Origin of the sequence: uncultured Psychroserpens sp. (assembly GCF_947500255.1) — a bacterium.
GTDB lineage: Bacteria > Bacteroidota > Bacteroidia > Flavobacteriales > Flavobacteriaceae > Psychroserpens.
Genome location: NZ_CANMRL010000001.1, coordinates 1,267,516 through 1,289,928 on the forward strand (window position 1 = coordinate 1,267,516; position 22,413 = coordinate 1,289,928).

A 22,413-nucleotide genomic window follows, 5' to 3' on the forward strand; every position below is an offset into this window, starting at 1 on the left:
TACATATGTTTTTACAAGACATTTTCAAAAATAGAATAAAACAAGGCATTGGCATAATTTATACCTTAGGATATCAGATTATAAACTTCCTGAATGCATATTGCAATAATATTACGGTAAAGTTTAACTTAAAATTTTATCTCATGAAAAGAATAATCATACTATTACTTATTGTATGCATAGGTCATACAGCAAAAGCGCAAAAAGAAGTACCTATACTAGATACCGAGTTTTTAAGGTTGCATACTTCTTATTTTACAATTAAAAACAATACAATTTCTGGTGAAGGCAAATCTGTATTAAAAGATATTGCAAGTCAATCTCAGTTTGTAGTTTATGGCGAAATGCATGGTTCAGAACAAACATCAATATTTAATAAGGCATTTATTCCTTTACTATTTGATTCTGGATTTAAATATTTTGCTATTGAAGTTGGCCCTCATTCGGCCGTTAAGCTTACCGAATTGTCTAGTCCAGCATCCAAAACTGTTGAAAATCTAAAAGCATTTTATTCTAAGTATACAGTGGTGCAAGGCGAAGAAGTAGCCGAACCAATTCCTTTTTTTACAAGTATTTCTGATGCTGAATTTCTAAAGGAAGCACGTAGTCGCAATATGCAACTTTGGGGTTTAGATCAGGAGTTCTATTTTTCAGCTTTTTTCTTAATGGATGAGTTAACTAAAACAGCGAAAGGGAGCTCAAAATATGATAATATACGATCTCTAGAAAATCAAGCAAAAACTATTATGTATAAACATTTTCTAGCTGAATTTAAAAACGAAATTGATAGCGCTTATGATTTAATTAAAAAAGAAACAACAGTTGTAAACTATTTTAATGCATTTGATGAGTCAAATGAAAAAGCGCAAGCACTTATTAAAGATTTAAAAATTAGCTGGGATATTTATATAAATTGGAGAAATGATTCTCATGTTGACCGTATAAGCTATATGCGTAATAATTTCATGAATCATTATAACGAAGTATTAAAAACAGAAGAGCGACCAAAAGTTTTTACAAAGATAGGTAGTCTCCATGCTAAAAAGACATTCTCTAATGGCGCTTATGATGTAGGTGAATTAGTAGAGTCATTAGCACAAAAAAATGGAACTGTTGCAACTGTTATTAATTCATGGAGACCTTATGAAAAAGGTAAAGACGGAAAGATTGTCAATAATTTTGAAAGATATAAAAGAGGGTTTAAACGCTATCAAGTATTTTTTCCATTAGCTAAACAAGATACTTGGGCCATTGTTGATTTGAAAGCTATAAGAAAAGCAATAGATAATAATGAAATCCAATTACCAAAAACAGGAGAGTATCACAAATTAAAAAATTTAATCTATGGTTATGATTATCAGCTTTTATTGCCTGCAGATGAAGATCCTATACCAAATAGATCAAAATAATATTTAAAACACTCTAGTAAAAACCATTTTAAATTACTTGATTTTTAAAAAAAATGTTAATTAAATAAAATATAATTCAATTTTTTAACTAAAAAAATTGTTATTTTTCAAAATATTAACTAATAACTTTATTTAAAATGGAAGAGTATTTACCCTTAATTATCCAACTAGTCAGTGGTGCAGTTGGCGGAAACCTTGCAGGATCACTAATGAAAAAGTTTTCTTTAGGAACGCTTGGTAACTCAATTTTAGGACTTCTTGGAGGAGGACTTGGTGGTCAACTTTTAGGAATGTTAGGACTAGGAGGCGCAGAAGCTGCAGAGGCTTCAGCCAGTATGGATTTACCTAGTATACTTGGTAGCGTTGCTGGTGGTGGTGTTGGAGGAGGCGTTCTCATGGCAATAGTGGGAATGATAAAGAATGCTATGGGTAGTAAATAGCTTTGTGAGCATAATAAAAAAGGCGTTCAATAAATTATTGAACGCCTTTTTTATTTTATAAAATTGTTTTATTCAACAATAAACTTTTTACTAATAGTAGTATTGTCTACTTTTAATTTAATAAAGTAAACACCAGATTGAAGTTCACTTACATTTATAGTACTTAAAGTGTTTGAAGTACTTAAACTTTCAGAAAGAACACGTCTTCCTCTAACATCATATATCGTTGCATGCTCTAATTCAATACTAGGAGCATTGCGAATATTCAAATTATGCTTTACTGGATTTGGATAGATTGAAATGTTTTCTGCTATTTCGTTTTCGTCAACACCTAATGTTGAACATGCAGAATAGGTCATTAAAGTTTGAGAGCACACAGGTGTTGCGACATTTCGGTCCATAACATCTGTTCCACCAGCAAGATCACTAGCACCAAGGTCTCTACTGTTCTGTCCATTTGCAATAGAGTAATGCATCACTTCTCCTGCGTCGATAATATGAGCTAATTGATGACCATGTCCCAATTCGTGCACAGCAACACTTTCAAAATCTACTTCAAAACCTGTAGCAGTATCTGGGCCAAATTCCCATGAAAGTACAGATAAACTTCCTGTAAACACATCGTTAAAAACTATATCAAGTTCTGTAACAACAGCTTCAAATCCACCACATGATCCAAATCGAGATGTACAACGACCTAAAACACCTTCTGGCAATTCGGTCCCATTGTCAAAACGAATGATATTTATACCATCGGCTGCAATCTCATCTGTTGTTGTAACCGCTCCAATTTCCCAATTCACACCAGTAGTACAAACCCAAGTATCAAAAGCTCTTAAGAATGACGCTTTGGCATCGGCATCGGCATCAAAATCTGTGAACATTTGCCAAGTGTATCCACCATTTCCATTCGTGTCAAAATGCTGAGACGAAAAGGCATTGGTTCCATTAGATGGGTTTATTTGCGAATAAAATACCGTTAATGTTTGGCTAGACACGTCAGATGACCCACCACCATTTGTAGTTACTCTAATATCTCCAGTTCCTGCTCTAGAAGGAACCTCTACAACAATTTCAGTATTTGACCAGCTTATAATTTGAGTAGAAAGAGCAGCAAAATAAACAGGTGTTCCCATATTATCTTCACCACCAGCATTTGCATCTCTAAACTCTACAGTGCCTTCTGTAGCTCCAAAGCCAGCACCAGTAATAGTTAGTTGATCTTTTACACCTCCATTTAAAGTTGTAGGAGAAAAGCTTGTTATTGATGTCGTACCATTTACATTTCTGTTGGCGGTATTATTCTCTAGAATAGTATCAACATTAAAATCTGAAACTTCAACAATTGCAGTATTATTAGTTAAACTTCTAATTTGATTATAAAAGATATCTGTAATACCTTCTTTTGCTTGGAAAGGATTGTGTACAGTATTTTCTTTAAGATTGTATTTGTAAAATCCTTGAGATGATGCAAAAGGCTTAAATTTATTTTGAGTAGTTCCGTTGGTTATTGCAATATCATTATTATGAAGCATAAAAACACCAATATCACCTACTTCAAGACTTAAACTAGGTGTCACGACCTCAGATTCTGAACCAACAGTTCCACCAGGAGTAATAACTTCTATGATTTGAGTAATCGTTTGTCCTTTGAATATTTTGTAGACTTCTACAGTATTAACCGTAAAAATATTTTTTTGATTATCATCCCAAAATGATGTTTTTGAGATGACTTTTCCTTCAATAATATCTGAAGAAGATTGCACCTGTGTGTTTAGCGGAACTTCATATAAAAGTTCTTGAGCAAGTGATGTGTTTACCATAGTTAATGATAAACATACTGTTAATAACACAGTAGTTAGTGTAGTTTTTTTCATGTCGTAGATTTAGGTTTATTCAGTTGAAAATATGTATTTCAACGGACAAATATAACAATTTGTCGATAAAATGAAAATATTATTTAATCTATTTACTTTTACAACACCTAAGATTTATCATATCAATACAATAGTATGTGTGTTTCCAAAACAAATTTTGAAGCTTATTTAAGATCTATAATAAACAATGATGTTTTTGATGTGTCTATTTCAGAAATTTTGAAATCTTTTCAAAAGTTCACATTGAATAAAAACGAATTTTTTGTCAAGGAAGGTGAAGTTTGTGATTATTTCTGTTTTGTAGAAGCAGGTGTTTTGCAGCATTCAATTGATGTTGAAGGCGAAGAAAAAACAACCTATTTGGCCATGAAAAACTCATGTACTTCGGCTCTAAAAAGTTTTATAGATGGAATCCCGTCTAGAAAAAATATTAAGGCTATTAGTGATTGTGATCTTTGGGTAATTAAAGTTAATACCTTCAAATATTTACTTAGAAACAATGACGCTTTTAATAAGTTTTATTATAACCTTATTGAGAATCAAATATATCTCATAGATGATTATCGTATTGATCTACTAACACTTTCTCCTGAAGAGCGCTATAAAAAATTACTGAGTAATGATCCAGAATTGTTGTTACAGGTACCACTGCATTATCTCGCTTCATTCTTAGGCATATCTTCTAGACACATGAGCAGAATACGGAAAAATATAAATTAACGCCATTTGGCTGGGTAAATACATTTTTGTTTAATTATTTTTGGAAAAACAAGTATTCATTGTTCCTAAAGCTTAGGAATACAAAACATACAATCTTATGAAATATCATAAAATAGATAGTCAACTCTTTATCAAAAATCGAAAAAATTTCATGACAAAAATGAAGCCTAGCAGTCTAGCGGTTTTTAATTCAAATGATATTTACCCTATAAGTGCCGACAGTACAATGCCTTTTGAACAGCATCGCGATATTTTCTATTTAAGTGGTGTAGATCAAGAAGAAAGTATTTTAGTGTTATTTCCAGATTGCCCAAAAGAAAAACATCGAGAAATTTTATTTTTAAAGGAAACTAATGAGCATATAGCAGTTTGGGAAGGTGAAAAACTAACAAAGGATGCTGCTTTTAAAACTAGCGGAATTAAGACTGTGTACTGGCTTCAAGATATGGAGAAAATCATGTTTGAACTCATGACTCAATGTGATACGGTTTATATTAATACCAATGAGCATTATAGAGCATCTGTTGAAACTGAAACGCGCGAAGATCGCTACACAAAATGGTTAAAAGATAAATATCCAGCGCATACAGTAGCTAAGAGCAACCCAATATTACAACGCTTACGTTCGGTAAAGGATCAAATTGAATTAGACCTGTTACAGCAAGCCTGTGATATTACTGAAAAGGGATTTCGTCGTGTGTTGAATTTTGTAAAACCTGATGTTTGGGAGTTCGACATTGAAGCTGAATTTATGCATGAATTTCTAAGAAATCGCTCAAAAAAATTCGCATATACACCAATTATTGCTTCAGGTAACAACGCTAATGTGTTACATTATATTGAAAACAATCAGCAATGTAAAGCAGGTGACTTAATTTTAATGGATGTTGGAGCAGAATACGCAAACTACAGTAGTGACATGTCACGTACAATTCCTGTTTCTGGTCGTTTTACCGAAAGACAAAAAGCGGTTTATAACGCTGTGAATCGTGTTAAGAACGATGCCACAAAATTATTAGTACCTGGAACGCTTTGGGCTGAATATCATGTTGAGGTTGGAAAATTAATGACTTCAGAATTACTAGGTCTTGGATTGCTTGATAAAGCTGATGTTCAGAATGAAAATAAAGATTGGCCAGCATACAAAAAGTATTTTATGCATGGCACATCTCATCATATGGGATTAGACACACATGACTATGGTATTTTAACAGAGCCAATGCAGGCAAATATGGTGTTTACAGTTGAACCTGGTATCTATATTCCAGATGAAGGCTTTGGTATTCGTTTAGAAGATGATGTTGTGATTCAAGAGGAAGGTGAGCCATTTAACCTTATGCGAAATATCCCAATTGAAGCTGATGAGATAGAAGAGTTGATGAATTAATACTCTTTAAAACTAAGCGCATGCTATTAGGGCAAAGACATAAATTGAAAATTCTTTTAGTAATTTCCTTTGTGATTACTACACTTGCCGCCTGCATTTACTTGGGTCAAGCCTACATGCATTTTAAAGATCAAAGTGTCGAATTTCCCTTAGGGAGTATGTTAGTGTCTGTTTTTGGAAGTTATTATTGTTTTTTGCTTTTCGTTCCAATGGTTTACTATTTAAAAAACCGATTTGACCTTATAAGAAATTGGAAATTAGTTTTTATTCATTCTTTTTTTGCGGCAATAATGGCTTCAGCTCATATTATTATAGCATCAGTCTTTAATCACTTTTATATTGCTAATGAAATATCTTTATTTACTAGGATAAAATATGGTTTACAGAATGACTTTTTAATGATATTTATAGGGTATTGTGGTTTATTAGTTACGGCTTATTTTATTGACTATTACTTTAAATTTAAACAAAAAGAAACAGAACTAATAGAACTAAAACTATCTAAAACTGAACCTTTAAAACATATTGTTCTCAGAGATAAAGGAAAACTTTTTAAGGTCGTTCTTGGGGACATCAAATACTTTGAAGCCTTTGATAATTACCTAAAAGTGTTTACCGTTGATAGATTATTTGTTGTAAGAAAAACACTTAAGGATCTAAATAACGAACTTAAAGATTTTGGGTTTATACGTATTCATAGGTCTTATATTGTGAATGCCTTTCATGTAAAGAGTATAAAAAAACAAAAGTCTGGAGGAGCAGATATTTTGTTAAAAACAGACGAGACCTTAAAAATGAGTAGATCTTATAAGAAAAATCTTGAGCAGCTCATGAAGTCATAACCATATAATTAACGGCTTACCACAAATTATCTTCCACTTGCCACATAAGTCTTGCATATAGTGCATAAACGAATGAATATTTGCTTTCAATCAATTTAAAACAAAAACTTCATGAAAGCATTAAATTATACTTTTTCATTACTAGCCTTTTTTATTTTTATGTCATGTTCGAATGCTCAAAAACAAAATATTGAAGGGAAAAAAGTAACTCCAAATTCACCAGAAATTAAAACAGGCTTTTTTGAGCCTTTTACAGTAGATGGTGTTATCAATATTGAAACTAAAAAGGGAAAGACTTCTGTTTTTAGATATGTCAATAAACAAATGAATTTTGATCTGCTTAATAATCAAAAGGTGATTAAACAGGTTTTATCATATTTTGATAACAAGAAAAAACTAACAGGTGTTCACACAACGATTTACGATCCAACTACATTTCATGTTTTATACTGGAGGTATGACAACAAAACTAATAACTCATCTTTTGCCTTTAAAACAGAAGGAACCACAATTAAAGGTACGCAAGATGTGAGTTTGCCAGACAATGAATGGAAAGGAATAGATATTGGGACCAAAGTATTTCAGAATGAAAGTCGAGAACTATTTTTTAGAGCTGTAAATGTTCCAATTGGTACCGTAGTTTCGTTTCCAATAATTGGGATGCAATCTCCATTTCATGGTTGGGTTAATTACAAGTATTCAAAAAACCGAAAAGTGCTGTTTGAAGGTAAATCTTATGATGCCAAGATATGGGAAGCTGCTAACGATTCAAATACGTTTTATGTTGTAATTGACAAAGCTCCGTATGTCATTAAACGGGAAGTTTCCACAGGAAAAGAGAAACATGTGTTTAGTTATAGAGATGTAAAAAACTAAATTAAGTTTTATTAAAAAAATCACCGTTGCTTATAATCTCTATATCTGAAGTAGGCTGTTTTAAAATAATATCTTCTTCAGTTGAAAATTTGAGAGAAAAAAACAAAATAAATATAGCAGCAGAAACATATAAAAATGCTGAAGATCTTGATTTGATTATCGGTATAATATTACGAGAATTAGATGGTTGAACAATTAACTTATATCCTTTTTTTGGTACAGTTGTGATACTTAATTCATCTTCTAGATTATTGTTTTTTATCAGGAAACGTAGCTTGTAAATATTTTTTCTCAATGCGGATTGTCCAACATAGATGTTGTCTTTCCATATTGATTTAATTAAGTAATCTTTTGAAACTAATTCATTTTTTGAATACAATAATTCAAGGAAAAGAAGTGTGAGTTGAGGTTCTATTTTTAACGTAACAACCGCCTTTTTTTTATGAACAATAACAATATTTTCATTCGCTAATAAAGAAACAGATTGAGATATTTCAATTTGACTTTTCATAAAAAGAGACATTAATAGGACATTAAATATATATTAAAAATAACGATCCCGGATTAAATTTAAAAATTATTAACAAAATCAGAATAAACATGAAGCATTCATCAATCATCATCTTATTTTTAATGGCATTCATCTCAAGTTGTGGACAATCACCTAATAAAGATGTAGCTCTAACAGAATCAAAAAGTAATTTAGAAGTGTTAGATAATTATATGAATAACCTTGAAAAAGAGGGAGTTTATGGTAGTTTTCTTTTTATGGAAAATGATAAGATTCTTTTCGAAAAAAGTATCGGGTATGCCAACAAAGAAAAAGGAATTAAAAGCCATAAATTAATTATATATCCTTTTGGTTCTATAGTAAAAGATTATACTAGAACGGTAATTTTATTATTGGCAGCAGAAGAGTTGTTTAATTTAGATGACCCTTTGAGTAAGTTCTATTATAACATACCAGAAGATAAAAAGAAAATCACTATCGCGCAACTTTTACAACACCGTTCAGGGTTGCTAGCTTATCACGATAATATTCCTGAACTAAGGGAAAAGTATAAAGGAATTCCCGCAGATTTATATCCTGGGACCAAAGAAGAAGCTTTGGGCTATATTTTTAATCAAAAATTGAAGTTTGAACCAGGAGCAGATGAGTCTTATTCAAACTCAGGTTATACTTTGCTCGCTTATTTAATTGAAGATCTAACCAAGAAAAACTTTGATACAGTCGTTAGAGAAAAAATATTTGAACCTGCAAATATGACTTCAACAGATTTTTATCAAAGCCCTTTATGGAAACCAGAAGATGTTGCTATTGGTTATGGTCGTTCAAAATTCGGTAAAGAAAATAGCGCTTATTATTGGCCAAGAAATCCAAATCAACTTATTGGAAATGGAGGTGTTTCGGGAACACTAGACGACCTTTATAAAGGCGTTAAGTATTTAATGTATTTGGAAAACAATCATAAAAAATTTAATGAATTATCAAAAAAGTATCCCTATATAGAAGGCATGCCTAACGATATTGTTGGTTCATCTGGAGGAGGAAACTTAGGCAACGTTACCACTTACTTCGGGATTGTATCAAAAAATCAATACTTACTTTTTGCTTCAAATAATGATGATGATGGTATGGAAGATGTTGCAATGTTACGCGATGTTACCAAAATGGCATTTAATTTTGATATCGCTTCACTTGCTCCAGAAGAATTTCAAAACAACAATGGAGAAGAAGAAAGTGAGCTTAGTCAATTAAGTACAGATACGAAGAAATCAAAATGGGGACTTCCAGATAAGCTTAAGTATAAACGACTTGGAGCATTATTAGATGTAGTTTCAAACCAAATGAGTATAGACACATTTACAAATGAGAACTGCACAAGTAAATTTTCTAAAAAGGTTAAAAAATTTCACCAGTCTTGGCCTAAATCAAATTCGATAACATTTGACGAAGTGGCATCTTATGGCGCAGAGATGGACCTTATTGTCAAAGATACTCTAACAGACAAAACATTCAAGTTTGAAGTTAAAATGGATAGAGGAGAGAATTACAAGTTTAAATCTATTAAACTCAAAAAATAATGAGAAGTTTAGTCTATATCTTTGGTCTTTTTCTTTTTGTAGGACCGACTAGTCTAGAATCTCAAAATGATACGGTCAAATTTGAAAAGGAAGACATTAGTATCACTACACGTGATGTAATTAATATACCTGGAGTTATAGAGTATTCTAACACAGGCAAACGAATGCCTGCAGCCATCCTAATATGGGGAAATGGGCCGCACACGAGAGATCAAGAAATTTCTAAGACACCAATGTTTAAGATTATCTCAAGACACTTGGTTAATAATGGATTTTTGGTAATGAGATTAGATAAAAGAGGATTTGGCAAGTCGTCTATAAAATATCCGTCCTCAGAAAGTGACTATACTACAATAGACCTTAAAAACGACATTGACACAGCAATTAATTATTTGAAGACACATTCAAAGGTAGATACTACAAAAATTGGTCTTATTGGTCATAGTGAAGGGGCTATGATTGCTGCAATGTTGGCCTCTGAAAACAAGGTGAGTTGGAACATACAAATTGGTTCAGTAGGAGTGTCAGGTAAAGAGATTTTTTTAGAACAACGTAAACGAAATATAAAAAGACTAGGAATTCCAGATTCGACCTCGGTTAATATAAGGAGGGTTTTTAGTAAATATGTTGATTTTATTAATAGAGACTTTACCAACGATTCTATCCATTACACGCTCGGGAAAGAGTTTTTAATAGCGCATGGTTTAAATGAAGATGATAAGCGCATAACACCAAAGTTTATTGATCAACTTCTTGATGGTTTTAGAAATAAATGGAACCAATGTTTTTTTGGATTAGATATGAGAACATATCAATCTAAAATTACCATTCCCACACTAATTGTTATGGGTAATTACGATAATCAAGTAACTGTAGATCAAAATATAACTGAACTCAATAAATCTCTTTTAGAAGCGGGAAATAAAAACTATGAGATAAAAATATTGTCAGAATCAGATCACTTTTTTTTAACTCATAACAATCTAAGGTTAGAAAAACACAAACCAGAAGAAATGAATGTATCAAGATCATTATTGAATAGCATCATAGATTTTTTAAAAAACTATAATTAAACACACATGAGACGATTGTTATTTATTTTATTTTTTTCTTCTTTTTTTATATCAAGTTGTGGACAAGAGGGCAAACTTCCTGAGGTAGTTGATGAAAATGACTTGAGTGTTTTGGATAATTATACTAATGGTTTGGAAGAAAAAGGGGTTTACGGAAGTTTCTTGGTCATTGAAAAAGATGTTGTGATATTTAAAAAAAGTATTGGTTTTTCTAATCGAGAAAAAAAAATAAAGGCAAATAAAAACACTATTTATCCATATGGATCTATAACAAAAGAATATACATCATCTGTAGTATTTCAATTGATAATAGAAGGGATGTTAAAAGAAACAGATGATTTAACTCAATTCTTTGATGGAGTCCCGAACGATAAAAAAGCAATCACAATTGAACAGCTATTAAAACATCGTTCGGGATTACAAGAATATCATGGTTTAAATTTAAGTCATAAATATCCGAACGTTCCTGCCGATTTTTACCCTATAACAAAAAACGAAGCCTTAGAAAGAATTCTGTCTCAGGAGCTAAAATATGCACCAGGCACAAGTCAAAACTATTCAAATTCCGGGTATACATTATTAGCATTGATAATAGAAAAAGTGACAGGAAAATCTTTTGAAGACGTAATTTATAATTACATTCTAAAGCCTGCCAATACAAAACATGCAGACTTTTACAGTAGTAAGTTATGGCAACCAAATCAAGTTGCGATAGGTTATAATAATCAAACGTATGGAAAGGAAAACAGTGCTTATTATTGGCCTAGACATACCATGACTTTGTTTGGTAATGGGGGTATGGCTGGATCTCTTGATGATCTTTATAAAGGATTGCGGTTTATGATTAAAAACCAAGATGAGAACCCTAAGTATGGAGATTTGGGCAAAGCGTTTAGATATCTAGAAAACTTACCTGAAGAATACATTACTTATGGAGGTGGTGATGATTTAGGTTTTGTCGCTGGTTATTTCGTCGAAAAACAGAAGGACAAATATTTTTTGTTTGCCTTAAATAATAATATAGGAAATGATCACGCCTACATGTTACGAGATATAATACTATTACTTTTTGACTTTGATTTTGCGCGTTTAGCTCCTGATGTTTTTGAACAGTCAGATTATTCTAAAAATGAAGAAAAGCATTTGACTAAAAATGACTTAAAAGGAAAATGGAGACTGCCTCCTGGGAATAAATTTCAAAAAATAGGAATATTTCTTGACCTTATCACCGCAAGCGATAGGAGTACTATTGATGCTTTTATAAATGAACAATGTACACATAGTTATGCGAAAAAAGCAAAAAAAGCTAGTATAGAATGGCCGTTTTCAGAAACTATAGATTATAAAAAAATATCCGAGTCTGGAAATACTTTAAAGGTGACATTAGTAGATTCCAAAACGAAAAAAAGCTACCTATTTATATTTAGCTTTGATAAAAACAATAGATTCAAAAATATAAAGTTCAACGAATTTTAAATTATTCTTCAATTCGCATAACACAAACATCTTATGCTACTTTATTAGTTTTAGATAACAAGCCTATACCCAAACAAGTTAGCAATGCTGGTAATACCCATCCTAATTGATGTTTGGCGAAGGGAATATAATGGATAAGTGTATTCAAAACCTCCGAAGGGCTTTCATAACCAATAGCATTACGTATAAAGCCAATAGCATCTGGAATGGTAAACAAGAACGTGACTATCACAACAGCTCTAAACATTAAAGGCGACGACCATCGTTTTGAAAGTACATTGAGAATAATAAGAACAATGGTAATAGGATAAACAAAAAGTAATATTGGAAAAGCAATAACAATAATAGAATGAAAATCTAATTGACCAACAACGACACCAAGGACACAGCTAATAATTGATGTTGCAACATAAACAGAATGTGAATTACCAAGTAAACCTTTAAAATAATCTGCAGTTCCAGCGATAATACCTACAGCCGTTGTAAAACATGCCAATGAAATTAAAATACTTAAAACGGTATTCCCAAAGGTGCCTAAAGCAGCAATACTAACTCCTCTTAGCAAATTAGCACGTTGCATATCATCACTTAATTCTGAATTTATAATGATCTCAGAACCATAATAGGCACCAACCGAAATTAAACCAGCATAAATCATAAACAATCCAAATCCAGCAACCCAACCTGATTTAGCAATGAGTGCTCTCTTCTCTTCAAAACTCCCTTTGTGTCTAATATTGACAGATATAATTATAAAAGCTCCAACAACTGCGGCACCAATAGCATCAAAAGTTTGATAGCCTTCTAAGACTCCAGTTACAATGGGTGTTTTAAATTGAGACACGTTTGTAGTCATTTCCGAAGAGAACAAACCTATACCAATTACCATTAATAGCATTATTACAATTAACGGTGTTAAAAATTTACCTACAAAACTTAATATTTTTGATCTATTAAGAACAAAAACTAAGACGAGTGTAAAATAGATAGAGCTTGTTAATAATGGACTCGTACCAAATGCTGGATGAATAGCAATTTCATGTGTAGCTGAAGCTGTTCTTGGCGACGGAATTGCAATAGATATAACATAAATAAGTATGCAATAAATGAGGCTAAATTGTGGTGAGACCTTCTTCCCAAAGTCGTATAGTGTTCCTTGTAGCTTTGCATGAGCCAAAATTCCAATTATAGGAATTACGACACCTGTGATCATAAAACCAATAGCGACCCAAATCCAATTTTCTCCTGCGTTATAACCTAAAAGAGGAGGAAGCAATAAGTTAGCAGCACCAAAAAAAAGTGAGAATAAGGCAAAGCTTGTGATGAAAAGTTCTTTTCTAGAATTCAATGAAATTATTTTTGAGGTTGCTGTCAAATATAATAAATACTTAGTATGCAAAATCTATTCAAGTAGTATCTTTGTATTCTATGGTTTTAAAGTATAAAAATGCTCCAGTTTTTTATGAGGATGTAGGCGAGGGAGAACCAATTGTCCTACTACATGGTTTTCTTGAGAATGTATCAATGTGGCATGATATTAAAAAGGGTCTTATACAAACCAATAGAGTTATAAGTGTTGATTTATTAGGTCATGGTCAAACAGGATGTATTGGATACATTCACAAGATGTCAGATATGGCCAACGCTGTGTTATCGGTCTTGGATCATTTAGATGTTAATGAGTACAACTTAATTGGTCATTCTATGGGAGGTTACGTCGCCTTAGACATGGCTGAACGCTATCCTAAAGCTGTCAATCGATTGTGTTTAATTAATTCGACATATAAAGCAGATGATGAAGAGCGCAGGATGTTAAGGCAAAGAGCCAATAAGATGGTGCAGTCCAATTATGAAGCTGTTGTTAAAATGTCATTTATAAATTTATTTTCTTCAGAAAGCAGAAAAACACATGCTAATGAACTTGATAGGGCATTATTTCAAGCATTAAAAACACCACTTCAAGGTTATATAGCAGCTCAAGAGGGAATGATGGTTCGAACAGATAAATATGAGCTTTTAAAGGCTTTAAATGCAAAAAAAATAATTATTGTTGGTAAAAAAGATCCAGTTGTTGATGCCGATCGTATATTGAAAGAGACCAAAGGTACCGATATTGTTTGTAAGCAATTACCAGATGGACACATGAGTCATATAGAAAATAAATCAGAATTATCTTACATAATAAAACATTTTATCGAATAAAAATACTTTTAGACGTTTTTAATAACTTTTTTTTCTAAGTTTACTGTCCCCAAATCTAACAGCCATGAAAAAAACAACACCTACTAAGACTTCAAGTCCGTTAAAAATCTACTGTGACATATTTGGTCATAACTATGAGATGACAAAAAAAGTCACCTCTCATGTTAAAGAATATACTTGCAAATGCTGTAAACGTCAATTGACGACCAATGGCAATGGAAAGTTAACAGAACTTACACCTAAGTACAAAGAAATAAATGCTATTCTAGAGCAGATATATACACGCAGAATGATGCGTTTAAAGAAGAAAACACTCAGTTCATCGATATATTAGTGTAAAATCTCACGTTATTGTGTGGTTTTCATATATTTAGTAATCCTCTAAAATTAATAACTAAATATCACAATAAGGTGAAAAGTCTCTACTGCTCGTTATTTGGACATCAATACGAAGTCTCTAAAAACATCACGTATCACGTTAAAGAATATAAATGTTGCCATTGCAATACCCAAGTCACTACAAATGGGAAAGGTGGTCTAACATTACTAACGCCTAAGTATAAAGAAATCAATTCGGTGTTAGAACGTATTCATAACAGAAGAATTTCTCGAATAAAACAGAAAGCGTCCAATCCAATTGAAGAGAATTCAGTTTTGGATTTTACGCCTCATTTTTCATAGCATTCCAACCCTTTGCGATAATTGGTATTGCTTGCTCACCTCTGGTGATTAAGTGCATACCTCTTGCCTTTTCAGTAATATAACCAATAACAGTTAAATTTGGATTGCCTTTTATCTTAGTGAAGTCCTCTTGAGCTACAGTCATTAGTAATTCATAGTCCTCACCTCCATTTAATGCTATAGTTGTACTGTCTATTTTAAATTCTTCGCAAGTTGAGATAACTTGTGGATCCAACGGAATTTTATTCTCATAGATTTCTACACCAACATCACTTTGTTTACAGATATGCATTATTTCCGAAGATAGTCCGTCACTAATATCAATCATTGCTGTTGGTTTTACATCTAACTGTTTAAGGAGTTCAATAATGTCTTTTCGAGCTTCTGGCTTTAATTGACGCTCGATGATGTAAGTGTAAGGATCTAAATCTGGCTGATTTTGTGGGTTCACTTTAAACACTTCTTTCTCACGCTCTAAAACTTGAAGACCCATATATGCCGCACCAATATCTCCAGTAACAACAACTAAGTCATTTGGTTGTGCACCATTTCTTAATACAACATCATCCTTATTTACATTACCAATAGCGGTAACTGAGATAATAAGTCCAGTTGTAGAAGACGTCGTATCGCCACCAACCACATCAATATTATAAATTTTTGCCGCAGTTTCAATACCTGCATATAATTCTTCAAGAGCTTCTAGAGGAAATCGATTGGAAACAGCTATAGATATAGTAATTTGAGCAGCATGAGCATTCATAGCATATATGTCGCTCAAATTAACAATTACAGCTTTGTAACCCAAATGTTTAAGAGGAACATAGCTAAGATCAAAATGAACATTCTCAACTAGCAAATCTGTAGTGACAACGATTTGGTTTGATTTATGATCTAGAACTGCAGCATCATCTCCTATACTTTTTACGGTTGAAGTATGTTTCACATCAAAATTTTTGGTTAAATGTTCTATAAGACCAAATTCTCCAAGTTGTTCTAATGAGGTGCGTTGTGGGTTTTTATCTTCTATCATGATGCAAAAATAAGTAGCTTTTTCAGAAGAACATGACTGCTAAAGCTATTTTTATGACTTTCGAGAATAAGAAAACATGCATTTCAACGAAAAAACCAGTATTTCATCGGTTAAATGAATAAAAATTGTTATGTTAGCTTCCCCAAATCTTATTAACCTACTATGCAAACCACTTCTAACAACGAATTGTCGTGTTCGGTATTTGGACACAATTTAGAGCGTTCGTCATTGATATCTAAAGATACTCATGAGCTCACTTGTAAAACATGCCATTCAAAAGTAATCATAGGTGATCAAGGTGAATTTAATGCGCTTCCTTACAAAAATAGAGATATCAATACAACCATGAGACAACTTTTTCTGTTGAAAAACAGACGTTTTCATCGTCCAATTTCGGCTTAGAACAATGACTACTTTTCTCATTGGAATTACTTTCTAGATCTCAGGTCTTTGCATTAATTATACTTATGTAATCATTTGCTAATATAATGTTAGGTTCTATTGAAAAAATAGACTTATGTCGTATATTTGCAATCTATTTAGATAAAACATTCAAACAAAGTTTTTTTGTTAAAGGTGTTAGGTATTTAGATAGATGTTCAATCTAATATTTGAAAAAGGATATTATGAACAGATTAAATCTATAAATAAGACATGATCAAAGTATCTGAAACAGCAAAAAAGAAAGTCATTCAGTTAATGAATGATGATGGCTTTAACTCTGCTACCGATTTTATACGAGTTGGTGTAAAAAGTGGTGGATGCTCAGGTTTATCATATGACTTAAAATTTGATAAAGAACAAAAAGAAGATGATAAGGTCTTTGAAGACAATGGTGTAAAAATCATCGTTGATAAAAAGAGTTTTTTATATTTAATAGGAACAACCCTAGAATATTCAGGAGGTTTAAATGGTGCTGGATTTGTATTTAATAATCCAAATGCCAATAGAACTTGTGGTTGTGGAGAGTCATTCTCACTTTAAAAAAGATGTATGAGCAATAAATATACAGAAGATGATCTTCGCGAAGAACTGAAGACTAAGGAATACGAATACGGTTTCTACACAGATATTGAATCGGAAACATTTCCTGTTGGTTTAAATGAAGACATTGTTAGAGCAATTTCTAAAAAGAAAGAAGAGCCAGAATGGATGACCCAGTGGCGTCTTGAAGCCTTTAAAATCTGGAAAGAAATGACTGAGCCTGAATGGGCAAATGTGCATTATGAAAAACCAGATTTTCAGGCTATCTCTTACTACTCTGCACCAAATAGCAAGCCAAAATACGATAGTATAGATGAGGTTGATCCAGAGCTTTTAGCGACGTTTGAAAAATTAGGAATTTCATTGGACGAACAAAAGAAGCTAGCTGGAGTTGCAATGGACGTTGTAGTCGATTCTGTTTCGGTAGCAACAACATTTAAAAAGACCTTGGCCGAAAAAGGAATCATCTTCATGAGTATTTCTGAAGCGATACAAGAACATCCAGAATTGGTAAAGAAATATATTGGAACTGTAGTACCTCAAAAAGACAACTTTTATGCGGCATTAAATAGCGCAGTTTTTAGTGATGGTAGCTTTTGTTATATACCAAAAGGTGTTCGCTGTCCAATGGAATTATCAACTTACTTCAGAATTAATCAGGCTGGAACAGGTCAATTCGAACGTACCTTGGTCATCGCAGATGAAGGTAGTTATGTAAGTTATTTAGAAGGTTGTACGGCACCTAGTCGTGACGAAAATCAATTACACGCAGCTGTAGTAGAATTAATCGCCTTAGATGATGCCGAAATAAAATATTCTACTGTTCAAAATTGGTATCCAGGAAATGCAGAAGGAAAAGGCGGTGTATACAATTTCGTGACTAAAAGAGGCTTATGTGAAACTAATTCTAAAATATCTTGGACGCAAGTTGAAACTGGTAGTGCCGTCACATGGAAATACCCTTCATGTGTTTTAAAAGGAGATAATTCTGTAGGTGAATTTTATTCTATTGCAGTAACTAATAATTATCAGCAGGCCGATACAGGAACTAAGATGATCCATCTTGGTAAAAACACCAAGTCAACTATTATCTCTAAAGGGATTTCGGCAGGAAAATCTCAAAACTCTTATAGAGGATTGGTTCAAATTAGCTCTAGAGCAGAAAACGCGCGAAACTTTTCACAATGTGATAGTTTGTTAATGGGTAATGATTGTGGCGCACACACATTTCCATATATAGAAGTCAAAAATAAATCAGCTCAAATAGAGCATGAAGCTACAACCAGTAAAATTGGAGAAGATCAAATTTTCTACTGTAATCAACGTGGAATTGATACTGAAAAAGCTATTGCATTAATTGTTAACGGATTTAGTAAAGAAGTACTCAATAAGTTACCAATGGAATTTGCTGTTGAAGCACAAAAACTATTAGAAATTAGTTTAGAAGGATCGGTTGGATAATAAAACCAAGAATTAAAGTCATGAAAAAAGTATTTGTATTACTCATAACACTGGTAGTGTTTGTTAGTTGTAAAGACGACAAGACAGCAGAAACTGAGATGTCTTCAGAAGAGAAAACAACGGTTACCGAACCAGGCAAAACCTTAAAACAAAGTGATGGCTTAATCGCTATACAAGGTGATTTTCTATATGTAGATGCAGATAAGGCAGCAGTCTTTAAAACACCAACACAAATGTATGGTGTTGTCATAGATGACAAGATGAATGAGTTAAATGAACAGGTTAAGCAATATAAAGCAGATCAATACACTATGGTGCCTGTGACTTTGAGAGTCCGTATGATTGAAAATGATGTTGAGAATCAATGGAAACAAAAAATTGAGATTAAAGAAATTCTAAAGGTATCTAAACCAAGTCCTGAAGAAAACGACGTTATAAAACTAGGAAGTAAGTAATATGTTAAAGATAAAAAATTTACACGCAAGTGTTGAAGATAAAGCCATTTTAAGAGGTATCGATTTAGAGGTGAAACCTGGAGAAGTACACGCTATCATGGGACCTAATGGTTCAGGAAAAAGTACTTTGGCCTCGGTTGTTGCTGGAAAAGAAGAATATGAAGTTGATAAAGGAGAAATTAGTCTTGATGGTGAAGATATTGAAGAGTTATCAGCTGAAGAACGTGCACATAAAGGTGTGTTCATGTCATTTCAATATCCTGTGGAAATCCCTGGTGTTAGTGTGACTAATTTCATGAAAACAGCTATTAATGAAACTAGAAAAGCCAAAGGCTTAGACGATATGCCAGCAAATGAAATGCTGAAAATGATTCGCGAAAAATCAGAGCTTTTAGAAATTGATAGAAAGTTTTTATCACGCTCTCTTAATGAAGGGTTTTCTGGAGGTGAGAAAAAACGAAATGAGATTTTCCAAATGGCCATGCTTGAACCTAAGTTAGCCATATTAGATGAAACAGATTCTGGTTTGGATATCGATGCATTACGTATTGTTGCCAATGGTGTCAATAAATTAAAAAGTAAGGATAATGCTGTAATCGTTATTACACATTACCAACGTTTATTAGATTATATTGTTCCAGATTATGTACATGTATTGTATGATGGTAGAATTGTAAAATCGGGAACAAAAGAACTAGCGCATGAGCTAGAAGAAAAAGGTTACGATTGGATAAAAGAGGAAGTAAATGCTTAATTGAAGTTATTGGTAAATTTTACAAATAACCGAAGACACAACACATGGATTTAAAAGATAAATTAGTATCGTCATTTATGGCATTTGAGAACACGGTAGATATAGATGCTCCTGTTCATGATGTTCGAAGTGAAGCAATTAAAACGTTTGAAGATGAAGGTTTTCCTTCTAAGCGAGATGAAGCTTGGAAATACACCTCTTTAAACAGTGTTTTAAAACATGATTACAGCGTATTTCCAAAGCAAGAAAATGCTATAGAATATAGTGATGTTAAGAAGTATTTTATTTATGATATAGATACATATAAAATTGTGTTTATTGATGGTAAATATTCGTCTCATTTGTCTCAAACCACTCATGATGGTATAGATGTATGCTTGATGTCTGCTGCACTATCAAAACCAAAGTATCGACTTATTATTGAGAATTACTTCAATAAAGCGGCTACTAAAGATGGGTTGTCATCTTTAAATACAGCCTTTTCTCAAGAAGGTGCTTATATTCATATTCCGAAGAATAAATTGGTAGAGAAACCAATTCAAATCATACATTTTTCAACAGGAAATGAGTCTGCATTAATGTTGCAGCCACGTAATTTGATTGTTGTAGATGAAAATTCTCATGTTCAAATTATTGAACGTCATCAAAGTCTTACTGAAAACCCAGTATTAACTAATAGTGTTACTGAAATATTTACCAATAAAAGAGCTATTATTGATTATTATAAAATTCAAAATGATAAACAAAGTGCCTCTTTAATTGATAATACGTTTATCAAACAAAAACGTGAAAGTCATGCCTCTGTTCATACCTTTTCTTTTGGAGGACAATTAACGCGTAATAATCTTAATTTTTATCAAAACGGAGAACGTATTGATTCTACATTAAAAGGTGTTACAATTATTGGTGATAAACAGCATGTAGATCATAATACATTAGTACATCATATCGAACCAAACTGTGAAAGCCATCAAGATTATAAAGGTATTTTTGGTGATAAGTCTACAGGTGTGTTCAACGGGAAAGTTGTCGTAGATAAGATCGCTCAAAAGACGAATGCATTTCAGGCAAACAATAATATCTTATTAAGTGATAAAGCGTCTATCAATACTAAACCTCAATTAGAGATTTTTGCCGATGATGTGAAATGTTCTCATGGATGTACCATTGGTCAGCTAGATGACAGCGCTATGTTTTATATGCGCTCTCGTGGAATTCCAGAAAAAGAAGCAAAAGCTTTATTGATGTTTGCTTTTAGTAACAATGTATTAGACTCTGTAAAAATCCCTGAGATCAAACAACGTATTACAAAACTTATTGCCAATAAATTAGGCGTTAGTATCGGATTTGATTTGTAATGAGTAACACAGTGAGTCATATCAATCTTGATGTCGATGAAATCAGAAAAGATTTTCCAATCTTAAATCGTGAGATTAACGGAAAACCCTTAATATATTTTGATAACGCCGCGACCTCACAAACACCTAAACAGGTGATTGATGTGATCGTAGATTATTATTCAAATTACAACGCTAATATTCATAGAGGTGTACATACCTTAAGCCAAGAAGCAACCGATCTCTATGAGGCAGCACGACTAAAGATCCAGCATCATTTTAATGCTAAACATAATTATGAAGTGATTTTAACATCAGGGACAACACATGGGATTAACATGGTGGCTAATGGATTTTCAACATTACTTAAAAAGAATGATGAGGTTTTGGTATCAGCCTTAGAACACCACAGTAATATTGTGCCATGGCAAATGTTATGTGAACGTACTGGTGCAACGTTGAAAGTTATTCCTATGAATGAACACGGTGAATTGATCATGAGCGATTATGAAGCCTTGTTATCCGAACGCACGAAACTTGTGTTTGTTAATCATATTTCAAATGCTTTAGGAACGATTAATCCTATTGAGCAGATCATCAAAAAAGCACATGATGTTGATGCAGCAGTGCTCATTGATGGTGCACAATCTTGTCCGCATATCAAACCAGATGTACAAGCATTAGATGTTGATTTTTACGTGACTTCAGCTCATAAAATGTGTGGACCAACTGGTATTGGAATGCTCTACGGAAAAGAAGAATGGCTTAATAAACTACCACCTTACCAAGGCGGAGGAGAAATGATCGATGAGGTGACTTTCGAAAAAACCACTTATGCAGGACTACCACATAAGTTTGAAGCTGGTACACCTAATATTTGTGGTGGCATTGCTTTTGGTGCTGCTGTAGATTACATGAATGCTATTGGCTTTGATTCAATTGCAGCATATGAACATGAGCTATTAAACTACGCCACAAATAAGTTAACACAAATAGAAGGCTTAAAGATCTACGGAACGGCTAAAGAAAAGACCTCTGTGATCTCATTTAATATTGAAGGTATACATCCTTATGATATAGGAACTATCCTGGACAAAATGGGAATTGCTGTTCGAACTGGTCATCACTGTGCACAGCCTATAATGGACTTCTTCAAAATTCCAGGAACCGTTCGAGCATCGTTTGCATTTTATAACACAAAAGCTGAAATTGATGCTTTAGTTGAAGGTGTTGTGAAGGCAAAAATTATGTTGAGCTAAATTTAATTTCTATACCTCTTTTTCAATTAATTGTTTTTTGAAGACAGATTTTTCTGTCTTAG

General features: G+C 32.7%; 23 protein-coding genes. 19 read left to right on the forward strand and 4 right to left on the reverse strand.

Annotated elements, in window-relative coordinates; all coding sequences use genetic code 11:
* The first annotated feature begins 143 nt into the window (after window positions 1–143).
* Together Q0783_RS05505 and Q0783_RS05510 are read left to right on the forward strand one after the other, a co-directional pair.
* Window positions 144–1,409 carry a hypothetical protein gene (locus tag Q0783_RS05505; protein ID WP_298893855.1) on the forward strand — a complete coding sequence of 422 codons (1,266 nt, stop codon included), beginning with the start codon at window positions 144–146 and terminating at the stop codon, window positions 1,407–1,409.
* A 137-nt stretch (window positions 1,410–1,546) separates the two neighbouring features.
* The gene (locus Q0783_RS05510; RefSeq protein WP_298893858.1) at window positions 1,547–1,849 is read left to right on the forward strand and encodes a hypothetical protein; all 303 of its coding nucleotides are present in this window, start codon (window positions 1,547–1,549) and stop codon (window positions 1,847–1,849) included.
* Between the two features lie 68 nt (window positions 1,850–1,917).
* Here Q0783_RS05510 and Q0783_RS05515 read toward each other — a convergent pair whose 3' ends face one another.
* A complete protein-coding gene (locus tag Q0783_RS05515; RefSeq protein ID WP_298893861.1) occupies window positions 1,918–3,726 on the reverse strand; it encodes a T9SS type A sorting domain-containing protein in 1,809 nt (602 codons plus the stop codon).
* 135 nt (window positions 3,727–3,861) lie between these two features.
* On the opposite strand from Q0783_RS05515, the gene Q0783_RS05520 reads away from it, so the two are divergent.
* The 4 genes from Q0783_RS05520 (at window position 3,862) to Q0783_RS05535 (ending at window position 7,551) form a co-directional block, all read left to right on the forward strand.
* On the forward strand, window positions 3,862–4,446 hold the full coding sequence (locus Q0783_RS05520) for a Crp/Fnr family transcriptional regulator (RefSeq protein WP_298893863.1): 585 nt from the start codon (window positions 3,862–3,864) through the stop codon (window positions 4,444–4,446).
* A 97-nt stretch (window positions 4,447–4,543) separates the two neighbouring features.
* Window positions 4,544–5,833: an aminopeptidase P family protein gene (locus Q0783_RS05525; RefSeq protein ID WP_298893865.1), complete on the forward strand. Its 1,290-nt coding sequence runs from the start codon at window positions 4,544–4,546 to the stop codon at window positions 5,831–5,833.
* Between the two features lie 20 nt (window positions 5,834–5,853).
* The gene (locus Q0783_RS05530; protein WP_298755973.1) at window positions 5,854–6,675 is read left to right on the forward strand and encodes a LytTR family DNA-binding domain-containing protein; all 822 of its coding nucleotides are present in this window, start codon (window positions 5,854–5,856) and stop codon (window positions 6,673–6,675) included.
* 111 nt (window positions 6,676–6,786) lie between these two features.
* Window positions 6,787–7,551 carry a hypothetical protein gene (locus tag Q0783_RS05535; RefSeq protein WP_298755976.1) on the forward strand — a complete coding sequence of 255 codons (765 nt, stop codon included), beginning with the start codon at window positions 6,787–6,789 and terminating at the stop codon, window positions 7,549–7,551.
* A gap of 1 nt (window position 7,552) precedes the next feature.
* Here the strand turns inward: Q0783_RS05535 and Q0783_RS05540 are convergent, their stop codons facing one another.
* Window positions 7,553–8,062 (reverse strand): helix-turn-helix domain-containing protein, encoded by a 510-nt coding sequence (locus Q0783_RS05540; RefSeq protein ID WP_298755979.1) that lies wholly within the window; start codon window positions 8,060–8,062, stop codon window positions 7,553–7,555.
* Window positions 8,063–8,151: 89 nt separating this feature from the next.
* Between Q0783_RS05540 and Q0783_RS05545 the strand changes: the two genes are divergently transcribed.
* Genes Q0783_RS05545 through Q0783_RS05555 form a run of 3 tightly spaced genes read left to right on the forward strand, consistent with a single transcriptional unit; the run spans window position 8,152 to window position 12,185 of the window.
* On the forward strand, window positions 8,152–9,636 hold the full coding sequence (locus Q0783_RS05545; RefSeq protein WP_298755982.1) for a serine hydrolase domain-containing protein: 1,485 nt from the start codon (window positions 8,152–8,154) through the stop codon (window positions 9,634–9,636).
* Window positions 9,636–10,709, forward strand: a complete 1,074-nt coding sequence (locus tag Q0783_RS05550) for an alpha/beta fold hydrolase (protein WP_298755984.1) — start codon at window positions 9,636–9,638, stop codon at window positions 10,707–10,709. The genes Q0783_RS05545 and Q0783_RS05550 overlap by 1 nt, the downstream gene beginning before the upstream one ends.
* Window positions 10,710–10,724: 15 nt before the next feature.
* The gene (locus Q0783_RS05555; protein WP_298893867.1) at window positions 10,725–12,185 is read left to right on the forward strand and encodes a serine hydrolase domain-containing protein; all 1,461 of its coding nucleotides are present in this window, start codon (window positions 10,725–10,727) and stop codon (window positions 12,183–12,185) included.
* Window positions 12,186–12,216: 31 nt separating this feature from the next.
* On the opposite strand, the gene Q0783_RS05560 is transcribed toward Q0783_RS05555, so the two are convergent.
* Window positions 12,217–13,533: a branched-chain amino acid transport system II carrier protein gene (locus Q0783_RS05560; RefSeq protein ID WP_298893869.1), complete on the reverse strand. Its 1,317-nt coding sequence runs from the start codon at window positions 13,531–13,533 to the stop codon at window positions 12,217–12,219.
* 80 nt (window positions 13,534–13,613) lie between these two features.
* On the opposite strand from Q0783_RS05560, the gene Q0783_RS05565 reads away from it, so the two are divergent.
* The 3 genes from Q0783_RS05565 to Q0783_RS05575 all read left to right on the forward strand — a co-directional run bounded on the left by Q0783_RS05565 (window position 13,614) and on the right by Q0783_RS05575 (window position 15,068).
* Window positions 13,614–14,387, forward strand: a complete 774-nt coding sequence (locus Q0783_RS05565; protein WP_298893871.1) for an alpha/beta hydrolase — start codon at window positions 13,614–13,616, stop codon at window positions 14,385–14,387.
* Window positions 14,388–14,451: 64 nt separating this feature from the next.
* Window positions 14,452–14,721: a hypothetical protein gene (locus tag Q0783_RS05570; RefSeq protein WP_230934773.1), complete on the forward strand. Its 270-nt coding sequence runs from the start codon at window positions 14,452–14,454 to the stop codon at window positions 14,719–14,721.
* Between the two features lie 77 nt (window positions 14,722–14,798).
* On the forward strand, window positions 14,799–15,068 hold the full coding sequence (locus tag Q0783_RS05575) for a hypothetical protein (protein ID WP_298893873.1): 270 nt from the start codon (window positions 14,799–14,801) through the stop codon (window positions 15,066–15,068).
* On the opposite strand, the gene thiL is transcribed toward Q0783_RS05575, so the two are convergent.
* Window positions 15,049–16,101: a thiamine-phosphate kinase gene (gene thiL, locus Q0783_RS05580; protein ID WP_298893875.1), complete on the reverse strand. Its 1,053-nt coding sequence runs from the start codon at window positions 16,099–16,101 to the stop codon at window positions 15,049–15,051. The two genes, Q0783_RS05575 and thiL, sit on opposite strands and share 20 nt — an antisense overlap.
* A gap of 162 nt (window positions 16,102–16,263) precedes the next feature.
* Here thiL and Q0783_RS05585 point away from each other — a divergent pair, with 162 nt between their 5' ends.
* The 7 genes from Q0783_RS05585 to Q0783_RS05615 all read left to right on the forward strand — a co-directional run bounded on the left by Q0783_RS05585 (window position 16,264) and on the right by Q0783_RS05615 (window position 22,351).
* The gene (locus Q0783_RS05585) at window positions 16,264–16,503 is read left to right on the forward strand and encodes a hypothetical protein (RefSeq protein ID WP_298756004.1); all 240 of its coding nucleotides are present in this window, start codon (window positions 16,264–16,266) and stop codon (window positions 16,501–16,503) included.
* 252 nt (window positions 16,504–16,755) lie between these two features.
* Window positions 16,756–17,085, forward strand: coding sequence for an iron-sulfur cluster assembly accessory protein (locus Q0783_RS05590; protein ID WP_298893877.1), 330 nt, complete (start codon window positions 16,756–16,758; stop codon window positions 17,083–17,085).
* 9 nt (window positions 17,086–17,094) lie between these two features.
* Window positions 17,095–18,546 carry a Fe-S cluster assembly protein SufB gene (gene sufB, locus Q0783_RS05595; protein ID WP_298893879.1) on the forward strand — a complete coding sequence of 484 codons (1,452 nt, stop codon included), beginning with the start codon at window positions 17,095–17,097 and terminating at the stop codon, window positions 18,544–18,546.
* Window positions 18,547–18,566: 20 nt separating this feature from the next.
* On the forward strand, window positions 18,567–19,001 hold the full coding sequence (locus Q0783_RS05600; protein WP_298893881.1) for a hypothetical protein: 435 nt from the start codon (window positions 18,567–18,569) through the stop codon (window positions 18,999–19,001).
* A 1-nt stretch (window position 19,002) separates the two neighbouring features.
* Window positions 19,003–19,755 (forward strand): Fe-S cluster assembly ATPase SufC, encoded by a 753-nt coding sequence (sufC, locus tag Q0783_RS05605; RefSeq protein WP_230934780.1) that lies wholly within the window; start codon window positions 19,003–19,005, stop codon window positions 19,753–19,755.
* Between the two features lie 44 nt (window positions 19,756–19,799).
* Window positions 19,800–21,113: a Fe-S cluster assembly protein SufD gene (gene sufD, locus Q0783_RS05610; RefSeq protein WP_298893884.1), complete on the forward strand. Its 1,314-nt coding sequence runs from the start codon at window positions 19,800–19,802 to the stop codon at window positions 21,111–21,113.
* Window positions 21,113–22,351 (forward strand): cysteine desulfurase, encoded by a 1,239-nt coding sequence (locus Q0783_RS05615; protein WP_298893886.1) that lies wholly within the window; start codon window positions 21,113–21,115, stop codon window positions 22,349–22,351. Before sufD ends, Q0783_RS05615 begins: the two co-directional genes overlap by 1 nt.
* Window positions 22,352–22,413 lie beyond the last annotated feature (62 nt).